Below are 11,594 nucleotides of genomic sequence, written 5' to 3' on the forward strand. Positions count from 1 at the left end.
TATCATAATTAATATTCATGTTTTTAGATTTAAAAACTGAAGAGTGAAAATTAAGTGCTGCCACAACAAATATCAACAAACCATTTGCCTAAATCGGGAAATTTTTCATGTTCCGAGTTAGTGAGTCTTTCTATTTGTTTTTCAACAGCAGACATAGCCTCCTTAGTAAGAGTAACCCCAGTTTCATAAGTTTGAGTCACTAACTTAACCACAGGATTCTTACCTTTCCACGTCATGTTTTGAGCAAATTTTAAAGCGGTTGCAACTTCATCTAAAATACTGCCATTCCAAGAATTTTCTAATATCCCCCATACTCGCTCGATGGGATTATATTTGCTGTGATAGGGTGGATAGTAGGCTAAACGTATATTCAGTTGATATTCATGAACAAACTCAACGATACGTTTCATAAACTGGGTACGTCTAGAATTATTATCTGTCCCATTATCCTGGTTAATAATCAGGGTTTTTATTGAGGAAAATCGCCAACTCTCACTCTTCCAAAAATCTTCTAGAACGTCTACAATAAAATCACTCGTTACATTAGACTCTGTAAAGTATAAAAATAGTTCGTCTAATTCTGGAAGGAAGATGCCGTAAGGAGTTACGGTAGTTTTTGGATGAAAATTATGGTCTTCTGTTTCTGTGACAACTCGGTTTTTACCTCCTCTGTCAAAGTAGCCAATATCTACACGGGCTTTGGCATCCAGACTGAGACGTAAGATACTTGGATCATCCAGGGCGGATTGATTAACTATTGCTAATTGTTCAAAGATTGCGTCTGTTTCTGGAATTTTTTTTGAGGTAAAACTTTTGCTACTCGCTTGAGTCTATAACCTAAATCATTCAATTTAACTCTCATTGTTTCTTCAGTAGGTAACTGTTCATCCGTATAACCAAATTTATCAATTAATAGCTTTCTGACCTGACTAGCAGTTAGGCGTGTATACAGCCTTTGGCTTTTAAAACTTGGATCTGTTTGGCTTTGGAAATCAACTAATTTTTTGATATCTTCTAACAGGTTTGGTAAATGCTCTTCTACTTTCCATCTACCCCTAGCTGAATAATTATCTATACAACTAATCCCACTGGTTAGTTCTTTAATTCCTTTACGAATAGTATTTCTATCCCAGCCCAATTCTTTTTGAGCCAGTAATTGTCCTCCGTAACCTAATTCCATGACAATTTGTGCTTGAAAACGCCGCCTTGCTGCACCTTTGAGTTGGTTTGCTGTTTCCTTGAATACTTTTTTGACTGAATCAGTTAATTCGAGCAACACTCCTGTCCACCCACAAAATTCCCTCCAAATTGAATTTACTACGAATAGGGGGGAAGGAGAAGCAGCCTGCGGCTGCTTCTCCTTCCCCCCTTAGAATGATTATCATTATTATAATTGGTCATTTTATTCCTTGGAAGTCCCTTGTCTGCTGAAGCTATTTTCAGTTTATGGAGAATCGCAACGTCAAGCCAAGCGCGAAAATACATCTTTATCAGACAATGATTTACCGCGTCTGTGGATTTTGGCAACTTCAGCTTCAACAAATTTACTAGAGAGTTTTGGCGCTAGATTAGATACAGATAATTGGCTAGCGGGTGTTTACTTTCTACCAAACTCATTCAGGACAGCAATAGTAGCTATTAATCAATTACCACTGACTCTTGAGACCCTCTGGCTGAGGATTTTAGGAAAGGGAGAAACGCAACGTCAAGCTATTAGTGAATTACTGTCACTTCCTCAAAACAATCCATTACGGCAAAATATTCAAGAACTGATTACTAGTTGGCGAATAACTGTAGTAAACCAAACAAATCTTACAGAAGATGACCAAGAGGTGATTATGAACTTATCGCAAGCTTACCTAGAATGGCGGGAAGCTACATTACAAGAAGGGCAGCGTCAAGTAGTAGAAAACTTGTTGCGTGTCCGGTTTGGTCCACTAGATGAACAATTAGAACGAGTAATTGAGCCTTTATTACAGTTACCACCGCAAGAATACAGTCGTTTGTTACTCGAATTATCTTACGATGAGTTATTGAGAAGATTTGGCAGTATTTGAATTAAGAATCTATCAAGAATATGAGCAGTGATGATTTAGAAAATAAGTAAAAAGAGTAGCTGTGTATAGCAAATTCATTTACTTTATATCTATTTCAAATCACCTCTGCTAAAACTACGCCACAATTATTATTAACGATTCATGTCAGATCAACCTAGTGTCAAAATGCAGAGTTGATAATTACTCTCCCAATCAAATCAGAAGTCTATTGAATGCGAGATTGTTTGCGAATTGTTATTCAACAACTCCAATGCTGCTTGATATTGTAGATCTGCTGCTGTAGCAATTTGTTCGCGCTTGATTGGCTCTTGAGTAATCACTATATCTGGCTTAATACCTAATTTGTTAATATCTCGATGCTGAGGAGTTTCATATTTGGCAATTGTCACTGCCAATCCAGAACCATCTGACAATTCAAATAAAGATTGAATTAAGCCTTTACCGAAGGTAGTTTCACCGATTAACTGGGCGCGACCGTTATCTTGTAATGCACCGGCGAGAATCTCACTTGCACTGGCAGTTCCTTGATTGACTAAAATTACTAGAGGATCGTCTGTCAAAGCTGGCCCAAATGATTCAAAGCTACCTTGAATGCCTTGGCGATTGACGGTGTAAACTACAGGGCCAGAATTTAACCACAGGCGAGCAATTTCAATTCCTGATTGCAAAAGTCCGCCAGGATTATTTCGCAAATCTAAAATATAGGCAGCAGCGCCTTTTTTTTCTAGATGAGAAATAGCGTGTGCTAATTCCATTGAGGCGTTGGCATTAAATTGACTGAGGCGAAGGTAGCCAATGGGTATACCCTGTGCAGAAAGGCGTAAATCTGCCACAACAGGATTTAAGGCAATGCGATCGCGTATTATTTTAACTTCAAATTTTTCCTCTCCCTCTCGTTCAATCAAAAGTGTGACTAAACTACCAATAGACCCACGCATTTTGGCTGCTGCTTCGTCGAGGGTGAGGTTTTCTGTAGAAATACCTTCGATTTTGAGAATGCGATCGCGCGGTCTAATTCCTGCTTGATCTGCTGGTGAACCCTCTATTGGAGTTACTACTTGTAATACTCCTGTTTGAGGTTCCAGGGCTATTTGCAAACCTACCCCAGTTAATTCTCCGGAAGTATTAACCTGCAAGCTGCGGTACTGTTCTGGGTCTAAAAAGCGCGTGAAAGGATCATCAAGGCTCTTGAGCATCTTCTGAATCGCCGCATAAGTCGCTTTTTGGTCGTTAAGCGGCTTTTCTAGAGCCTTTAGCCGCACCGCTGACCAGTTTTGATGATTAAATGTCTCATCTAGATAAGAGCGATTAACAATTCGCCAAACTTCTGAAACTAATTTCTGTTCGTCCGTCAATGCTGCTGCTGGTTGAATGAGTAAACCCAACCCCAAGCAAAAAGCCAATAGTACTGAAAATCCTAACCGAAAAACCTGTTTGTGCATGAACCCCATTTCCAATTCCACCTCAACCCAAACTGTTTAGAACTGCCCAATTACCTCGTTGTTGATGAAATCTATCTCTCGATTATGTTACTTTTTTTATAGAAGTGGTGCATTGTTCTCATCAACTTGTTAAAGCACTGATGCTCATGCATAGCACTCAACAAACGATAAGATCTACTTTGTGTCCACCATTTTTTATGTTGGGTTGCGAAGAGAACGCAATATATTTCATATTTGCAGAGTGTTAAGTTTTTTTAAACTTTTACCACTCTGAAAGCTCAAAAGCAAACAAACCAACTTTTCTTTGTGAAAATCCCAAATACTGATAATTGGGAGATTGATCAACCGCAACCGATTTTTAGGAACTTGAGATTTTATGGCCAATGTTTACGACTGGTTTGAGGAACGCTTGGAAATTGAAGCGCTTGCTGAAGATGTCACTAGCAAGTATGTACCTCCCCACGTCAACATCTTTTACTGTCTAGGTGGCATTACTCTGGTTTGTTTTCTAATCCAGTTCGCTACTGGATTTGCGATGACATTCTACTACAGACCAACAGTTGCTGAAGCTTACACCTCGGTACAGTACATCATGAATGATGTCAACTTCGGTTGGCTAATTCGTTCCATTCACCGCTGGTCTGCCAGCATGATGGTATTGATGATGATTTTGCACGTTTTCCGGGTGTACCTCACTGGTGGTTTCAAAAAGCCCCGCGAATTGACTTGGGTAAGTGGCGTTATCCTGGCTGTGATCACTGTTTCCTTTGGAGTTACAGGCTACTCTTTACCTTGGGATCAAGTGGGCTATTGGGCTGTGAAAATTGTCAGCGGCGTACCAGAAGCAATTCCTGTAGTTGGCGTTTTAATTTCAGACTTACTGCGTGGAGGTTCTAGTGTTGGTCAAGCGACACTAACTCGCTACTACAGCGCCCACACATTTGTACTACCTTGGCTAATTGCGGTCTTCATGTTGTTCCACTTCTTGATGATCCGCAAGCAAGGTATTTCCGGCCCCTTGTAATCTAAATGAGCCAGTATGCAAAAAGGCAACAGCATTCAGTTTGCAGATCAAGTCGTTTGTTTTAAATTGATGGAAATTTGTAATAAGTTACAAAAGGAACAAACACTAGTATTCTTAACTGAAAGCTGGAGCCATCTTGAAGGTGGCTGACCGCATGTGAGGTTTGCTCATAGCTGATGGCTTTCACAAATGCTTTAATTGAATTTAAGCAGGAGAGCGCGTTAAAAAATGTCAACACAGAAAAAACCCGATCTGAGCGATCCTAAATTAAGAGCCAAACTTGCCCAAGGCATGGGTCACAACTACTATGGTGAACCCGCTTGGCCTAATGATCTACTTTATGTGTTTCCAATCGTAATCATGGGTTCGTTTGCTTGTATTGTGGCTCTAGCTGTGCTAGATCCTGCAATGACAGGTGAACCAGCGAATCCTTTTGCCACACCATTGGAAATATTGCCAGAGTGGTACTTGTATCCAGTCTTCCAAATTTTGCGATCGCTTCCTAACAAACTTTTAGGAGTGTTAGCAATGGCATCCGTGCCTCTGGGATTGATCCTCGTTCCCTTTATTGAGAACGTGAACAAGTTCCAAAATCCCTTCCGTCGTCCAGTAGCGACTACAGTGTTCCTTTTTGGTACTCTCGTTACTTTGTGGTTGGGTATTGGTGCTGCCCTTCCATTGGATAAGTCTTTAACCTTGGGATTGTTCTAAACTTAGTCACCGCAAAAAGTTTTGACGCTTGTAAGTTTTCAGAGTATGTCACAAAGTAAAGAACTGCGACAGTCGTCGCTTCTGAACTTCTTTGATATACTCTAGAACGAGTCCACAAGCGTCAATTTTAACAGTGAACACTTTGACAAGTGGTAGTTGAATCTCGACTTCTCTACGAGACGCTACGCATAGCTAGCTTCCCCGTAGGAGTACGCTCGATTGCCGCGTAGTCGAAACTCAATTTCCGCGCAGCGCCGCACTTACTTGTAATGAGTTTAGCCTGAGTGCACTTGTGCTGAACGTCCTTCGACTCCTTTCGACTGCGCCCTTCGGCTACGTTCAGGATAAACTCAAGGCAAGTCGCTCAGGAATCATAGTCGAAGTGTCGAAACTCAGTGCATCGCAGCGAACAGTGAACAATAACATCTCTGGGTTCAAGTCCTTCACCAATTGGTGGAAAACGTTGGTGTGCTTTAATGCTACACCATACCCCTGATAACTGATTTAATAATCCAGACCACTTCTTTAATTTTGAGTTTTGAATGCAAAAGCGATTCCAAAATCTCAAATCGCTATTACGACGACAAATTCCAGCATTTTTACTTATTTTATATTCAAGTCACGGTCAATGCTTAGCATGGTGAAGCGAGACCATCTGACAGTTAAGAGCGACCTTAAGCTCTTAAATAAAGTGCAACAATGGTTTGATCAATTTTGTCTGCAACATGTGTCTCAACTGGGCTGGTCAGAAGGCCAACTTTATCGCCTCAATTTAGCATTAGCAGAGGGCTTTACTAACGCAGTTCGTCATGCTCATCGTGCTTTACCACCCGAAACAACCATAGAGATTCAAGTGAGTCTGTGGATTAACAAACTAGAAATGAGAATTTGGGATCATGGAAAACCTTTTGACCCCAATGCGATCGCAGAACCAGAACCAGGTACTCTACAAGTAGGAGGTTACGGATGGTTTTTGTTGCGGCGTTTGGCTGACCATGTTGTTTACGAACGCAGTACAGATGGTAGAAATTGTCTTTTGATCGTCAAATATGCCAATGAAGGTCAAGGGCATGGAGCATAGGGAATGGGGCATGGGGAAGAGTTACTAATGCCGTAGCGTCTCATTGGCGCAGTCTCTCGTACTTTACTATGAGAACAGAAGCAAGGTTAAGTCTAGTAGCAAGACGGGGTTTAATGCTGACTTTTGCTGAAAGTTTTGGTATAAAAAAAATTACTCATTATAGTAAAGTCAGCATACGATTTGCAGTTACTCCTTTGCTAGGATTTGGCAGCAGTGCTGCAATTTCAAAACATCACCCGCTGCTATATCATCTTTGGGAAAAGTAAAGATATAAATGCTAATTGATACAGTGGGAGAAAACCTAGATATAAGCAAAAATTCTGGCAAACAAGCTCGTCATGTCTTCGTTTTTTTAGAGATTTTTACGCACGAAGGCGGGATTCAATCCTATGTAAAAGATATTTTTCGTAGTTATTTGGGATTGAATACAGGCTATCAAGCAGATGTATTTTTGCTACGCGATACTTTTAAATGCTCAAATCCTTTTGAGTCCGATAATTTAAAATTCCATTACTTTCAAAATCAATCCCCTCAAATAGGTAGAGTCAAAATGGGGGTAACTCTGCTGAAATATCTGTTACAAAAACGCCCCAAACATGTTTTTTGTGGTCATATTAACTTAGCAGTACTGATCCAAAACCTTTGCCAACCGTTGGGTATTCCCTACACAGTTCTAACTTATGGTAAAGAAGTTTGGGAACCACTTAAAAATCAAGAACACCGCGCTCTCGCTTCAGCAGCCGGAATTTGGACAATTAGTCGCTATAGCCGCGATCGCGCCTGTGCTACTAACGGTTTAGATCCCAATAAAATCAAAATGCTTCCTTGTGCGATTGATGGTGAACAATTTACTCCTGGTTCTAAGCAGCTAGAATTAGTTGAAAAGTATGGTTTAACAGGAAATAAAGTCTTAATGACTGTAGCGCGGCTATGGTCAGGAGATATTTACAAAGGCGTAGATGTGACAATTCGCGCTTTACCACAAATCGCTCAAATTTTCCCAGAAGTGAAATATTTGGTAATTGGTCGTGGTGATGACCAACCAAGATTAGCTCAGTTAGCAGAAGATTTAGGTGTGAGCGATCGCGTAGTGTTTGCGGGTTTTGTGCCTACAGAAGCATTAATGGCACATTACCACCTCGCTGATGCTTATATTATGCCTTCTCAAGAAGGCTTTGGCATTGTTTATTTAGAGGCGATGGCTTGTGGTTTGCCGGTGTTATCTGGTGACGACGATGGATCAGCCGACCCCTTGCAGGATGGTAAACTAGGATGGCGAGTACCCCATCGTAATCCAGAGGCGGTAGCAGCAGCTTGTATAGAAATTCTTAAAGGAGCTGATCAACGTTGTGATGGACAATGGTTGAGAGAGCAAGCGATCGCTCTTTTCGGTCAAGATGCCTTCCAACAGCGATTGCAAGAATTACTGTCATCTTGAGTTTTTAGTCAATAGTCCTAAGTTTTTGACCATTAACTTTTGACTCTGGGCTAAACTCGCTATCCTAGAAATAGCAGCATGATTTTTAAAAAATGGGTCTTAAATCTTTACAATTAAGTCTTGTGAATCTTCGCCCTTGGCTAATCTTGTTAGCAGTAGCTTGGTTGCTGGCATCAGTAGGTTTGGGCTGGTTAGTGAACTCGTTATTGATTCTTTTCGGATTGCTATTATTAGCACCCGTTGTGGCTTTTTTCGGGTTTCGATGGTGGCTGCAACGCAACTTGGTTACTGATCAATGTCCCGTGTGTAATTATGAATTTACAGGTTTAAATAGTAGTCAGTTGCAGTGTCCTAACTGTGGAGAGCAACTTTCAGTACAACAGGGTCATTTTCAGCGCTTCACACCAGATGGCACAATTGATGTTACAGCGATCGAAGTACCAACAAAATCACTAGAAGATTAAGCAGTTGGTCTAGTAGATATTTTATAAGTCATTTTAAAAGGGCTAATCTTAGCTACTATCAAAAGTTTGATATTTTTTAGAGACGTTGCAGTGGATACAACGTCTCTAATTAGGGCTTGCTGAAAAAGTGATGAAAAGCCAGAGAGGGATTAATTAGGGCTTGCTGAAAAAGTCTTTTGGTAGGGGTAGGCAATAGGGAACAGTTTTATCCCTATGGTTTCCAATTTTTTGAACTCCAAAAAATTTGATATCCAAGGTTTTTAAGGCTTATACGCCTATTTTCATGCACTTTAGATAGATATTTTGGCGTTGCTGATTTCATGTATGAAAATGATTCTGCATGATATTAAAATCCTTGTAGAGACGTTGCGTTGCATTGCAACATCTCTACATCTGGATTTATAACGCAATTCAGCAACGCCGATGTTTTCTACCTATCCACAGATCCCATAATCACATCAACACTGCCAAGAATCACTACAATATCTGCAACCTTCATCCCTCGCAGTAACTCAGGGATAATCTGGAGGTTGTTAAAATCCGCCGGGCGAATTTTCCACCGCCAAGGAAAGACGTTATCATCACCAACTAGATAAATTCCTAGTTCACCTTTACCGCTTTCAATACGAGAGTAGATTTCACCTTTGGGCATCTTAAAGGTAGGAGAAACTTTCTTACCAATGTATTGATAATCAAATCCATCCCACTCTGATTTTTTCCCAGCAGCTAGACGCTTGGCTTCTAGGTTTTCGTAAGGGCCTCCAGGCAGTCCTTTGATAGCTTGGCGAATAATCTTGACAGATTCGCGCATTTCCCGCATCCGCACCACATAACGGGCAAAACAATCACCGGCGGTTTCCCAATGCACGTCCCAGTCAAAGTCGTCGTAGCATTCATAATGGTCTACTTTCCGTAGATCCCATTTCACCCCAGAAGCGCGTAACATTGGCCCAGACAAGCCCCAGTTAATCGCTTGTTCGCGGGTAATAGTGCCAATTCCTTCAATACGCCGCCGGAAAATTGGGTTATTAGTAACTAAGCGTTCGTATTCATCAATTTTAGGCAATAAGTAATCACAAAAATCTAAACACTTATCTACCCAACCATAAGGTAAATCAGCAGCTACACCACCAACGCGGAAATAGTTGTTATTTACCATCCGGTAGCCTGTGGCGGCTTCCCATAAATCGTAAATCATCTCCCGTTCCCGGAACTGGTAGAAAAAGGGAGTTTGAGCGCCCACGTCAGCCAGGAATGGGCCAAACCACAGTAAGTGATTCGCGATTCGATTTAATTCCAGCATAATCACGCGGATGTAGCTGGCACGTTTAGGAACAGCAACACCTGCTAACTTTTCTGGGGCGTTGACAGTAACGGCTTCGTTAAACATTCCCGCTGCATAGTCCCAGCGACTAACGTAGGGAACATACATAACATTAGTACGATTCTCGGCAATTTTTTCCATTCCCCGATGGAGATAGCCGATAACTGGTTCACAGTCAACGACATCCTCGCCATCCAAGGTGACAATTAGCCGCAGAACCCCGTGCATTGAGGGATGGTGTGGCCCCATATTTAGCACCATTGGCTCAGTGCGGGTTTCTAGTCTGGTCATAGATTTTGTGTTCTCCCGTTGTGTTCGTGTAGCGTGCCGAAGGCAAATTTTGAATTGAACCGCTAAGATGCCAACTAGAATGTTTTAGTTTGTTGCACTTCTTCAACTATTATATGGAAGCTCGATATCCACTTAATTAAGGCATCAGATTTTTTTCACTTCATCATCCTGCAACTAAAGACATAAAAAAAGAATACATAATTAAAGTTCATCTGTGGTTTTTTGCCTTAAGTCTCATGAATCGTCAGCTAGCTATTGAAGAACCGACATTTTCTCATCTACCAGTGTTACCGCAGGAAGTTATTGCAGGTCTTGCGGTATCTCCAGGAGGTCATTATTTGGATACGACTGTAGGTGGTGGAGGTCACAGTCGTTTGATTTTAGCAGTTGCACCAGATGTACAAGTGACGGCGATTGACCAAGATGAGGATGCTTTAGCAGCAGCGAAGAAAGAATTAGCTGAGTTTGGCGATCGCGTACAATTTATCTATAGCAATTTTGCTGAGTATCAGTTTCCTCCTAACACTTTCGATGGTATTTTAGCTGATTTGGGGGTAAGTTCTTACCATTTAGACCAAGCAGAACGGGGTTTTAGCTTTCGCCAAACTGCAAATTTAGATATGCGAATGGATCGGGGGCGATCGCTAACTGCCGCTGATGTGATTAATAATTGGGATGAAGCAGAATTAGCTGATATTTTCTTTAAATATGGTGAGGAGAGATTATCACGGCGGATTGCTAGACGGATTGTCGAACGACGACCGTTGCACACGACTACAGAATTGGCTGAGGTGATTGCTTCTTCAGTTCCCCCAAAATACCGCTATGGCAGGATTCACCCCGCTACCCGTGTTTTTCAAGCTTTGCGAATTGTCGTTAACGACGAGTTAAAATCTCTAGAAACCTTTTTAGATCAAGCACCAAACGCTCTTATTGCTGGTGGTCGAATTGCGATTATCAGTTTTCATAGTCTAGAAGACCGACCAGTGAAGCATGGTTTAAGAAATTCACCTTTATTAAAAGTATTGACAAAAAAACCAATTATTGCTCAAGAAGAGGAAATTAGTAAGAATCCGCGATCGCGCTCTGCCAAACTCAGAATAGCAGAGAGAAAGCAAGACAATGTATTATCGAACTTTGATATACCTTCAAATTTGACATTTAAATGATGAGCTTTGATGAGTGATTCGCTACCTTTACGCCTATCTTTAGCCAAGCTATTTTCAATAGTTAAGCGTTGGGAGGTAAAACTATAAGGTTGGTTAAAAGGATAGTTAAATGGTAAAGATGGCTGATTATTAAAATCAGACAATGGACTACAAATATTTTTCAAACCATCTTGAGTTTGATTTTGTTCACAAGCATTATCAAGTTGTTTTCTTAATTCATCTCTAATGGCTTGAATTTTAGAATAAAAGTCCGTTTCTGAAGTAAAATTGACAGTTGCAGCTTTAACACCTAATTCTTTATTTAAAGCATTGAGTTGTTGCTGGGTTGCATTCATAGCAGTTTCATATGCAATTTCATAAACAGCTATGCGGAGTTTATTTTTCTCGTCCGATAACTTAAAAATTTTATTTTCCTGAAGTAATTGTAAAACTTTATCAAGCAACGGAATGTAATCTAGTTGTGGTAAGGGATTTGAACTTTCCTTAACAGTATGTTTTGATGCCATTGTGCAATCTGTTTTTAGGGTAAATGTTTCGATTCATACTTATCCGGTGACTTATAGTACATACGTACACAAATAATCAATTATAAA

At 40.7% G+C, this 11,594-nt stretch carries 10 protein-coding genes; 7 read left to right on the top strand and 3 right to left on the bottom strand.

All coding sequences use genetic code 11. The features are described from left to right. Positions 1 to 50 precede the first annotated feature (50 nt). A protein-coding gene (locus QI031_RS27615) for an ISAzo13 family transposase (RefSeq protein ID WP_425526025.1) occupies positions 51 to 1,276 on the bottom strand; the annotation gives its coding sequence in 2 pieces (ribosomal slippage) (positions 51 to 793 and positions 793 to 1,276; 1,227 coding nt in all). A gap of 133 nt (positions 1,277 to 1,409) precedes the next feature. On the opposite strand from QI031_RS27615, the gene QI031_RS27620 reads away from it, so the two are divergent. Then, positions 1,410 to 2,057: a hypothetical protein gene (locus QI031_RS27620; protein WP_281482759.1), complete on the top strand. Its 648-nt coding sequence runs from the start codon at positions 1,410 to 1,412 to the stop codon at positions 2,055 to 2,057. A 197-nt stretch (positions 2,058 to 2,254) separates the two neighbouring features. Here the strand turns inward: QI031_RS27620 and ctpA are convergent, their stop codons facing one another. Beyond that, positions 2,255 to 3,508, bottom strand: coding sequence for a carboxyl-terminal processing protease CtpA (gene ctpA, locus QI031_RS27625; protein ID WP_281482760.1), 1,254 nt, complete (start codon positions 3,506 to 3,508; stop codon positions 2,255 to 2,257). A 367-nt stretch (positions 3,509 to 3,875) separates the two neighbouring features. Here ctpA and petB point away from each other — a divergent pair, with 367 nt between their 5' ends. The 5 genes from petB (at position 3,876) to QI031_RS27650 (ending at position 8,217) form a co-directional block, all read left to right on the top strand. Then, the gene (petB, locus tag QI031_RS27630; RefSeq protein ID WP_281482761.1) at positions 3,876 to 4,523 is read left to right on the top strand and encodes a cytochrome b6; all 648 of its coding nucleotides are present in this window, start codon (positions 3,876 to 3,878) and stop codon (positions 4,521 to 4,523) included. 228 nt (positions 4,524 to 4,751) lie between these two features. After that, positions 4,752 to 5,234, top strand: coding sequence for a cytochrome b6-f complex subunit IV (petD, locus tag QI031_RS27635; RefSeq protein WP_281482762.1), 483 nt, complete (start codon positions 4,752 to 4,754; stop codon positions 5,232 to 5,234). A gap of 628 nt (positions 5,235 to 5,862) precedes the next feature. Next, positions 5,863 to 6,315, top strand: coding sequence for an ATP-binding protein (locus QI031_RS27640; RefSeq protein WP_281482763.1), 453 nt, complete (start codon positions 5,863 to 5,865; stop codon positions 6,313 to 6,315). A 274-nt stretch (positions 6,316 to 6,589) separates the two neighbouring features. Further along, positions 6,590 to 7,753, top strand: a complete 1,164-nt coding sequence (locus tag QI031_RS27645; RefSeq protein WP_281482764.1) for a glycosyltransferase — start codon at positions 6,590 to 6,592, stop codon at positions 7,751 to 7,753. Positions 7,754 to 7,845: 92 nt separating this feature from the next. Beyond that, complete coding sequence (locus QI031_RS27650) at positions 7,846 to 8,217, top strand: hypothetical protein (RefSeq protein WP_281482765.1); 372 nt, start codon at positions 7,846 to 7,848, stop codon at positions 8,215 to 8,217. A 430-nt stretch (positions 8,218 to 8,647) separates the two neighbouring features. Here the strand turns inward: QI031_RS27650 and QI031_RS27655 are convergent, their stop codons facing one another. Then, positions 8,648 to 9,832, bottom strand: a complete 1,185-nt coding sequence (locus QI031_RS27655; protein WP_281482766.1) for an NAD(P)H-quinone oxidoreductase subunit H — start codon at positions 9,830 to 9,832, stop codon at positions 8,648 to 8,650. 236 nt (positions 9,833 to 10,068) lie between these two features. On the opposite strand from QI031_RS27655, the gene rsmH reads away from it, so the two are divergent. Continuing rightward, positions 10,069 to 11,001, top strand: coding sequence for a 16S rRNA (cytosine(1402)-N(4))-methyltransferase RsmH (gene rsmH, locus QI031_RS27660; protein ID WP_281482767.1), 933 nt, complete (start codon positions 10,069 to 10,071; stop codon positions 10,999 to 11,001). Positions 11,002 to 11,594 lie beyond the last annotated feature (593 nt).

This window comes from Halotia branconii CENA392 (assembly GCF_029953635.1).
Lineage (GTDB): Bacteria > Cyanobacteriota > Cyanobacteriia > Cyanobacteriales > Nostocaceae > Halotia > Halotia branconii.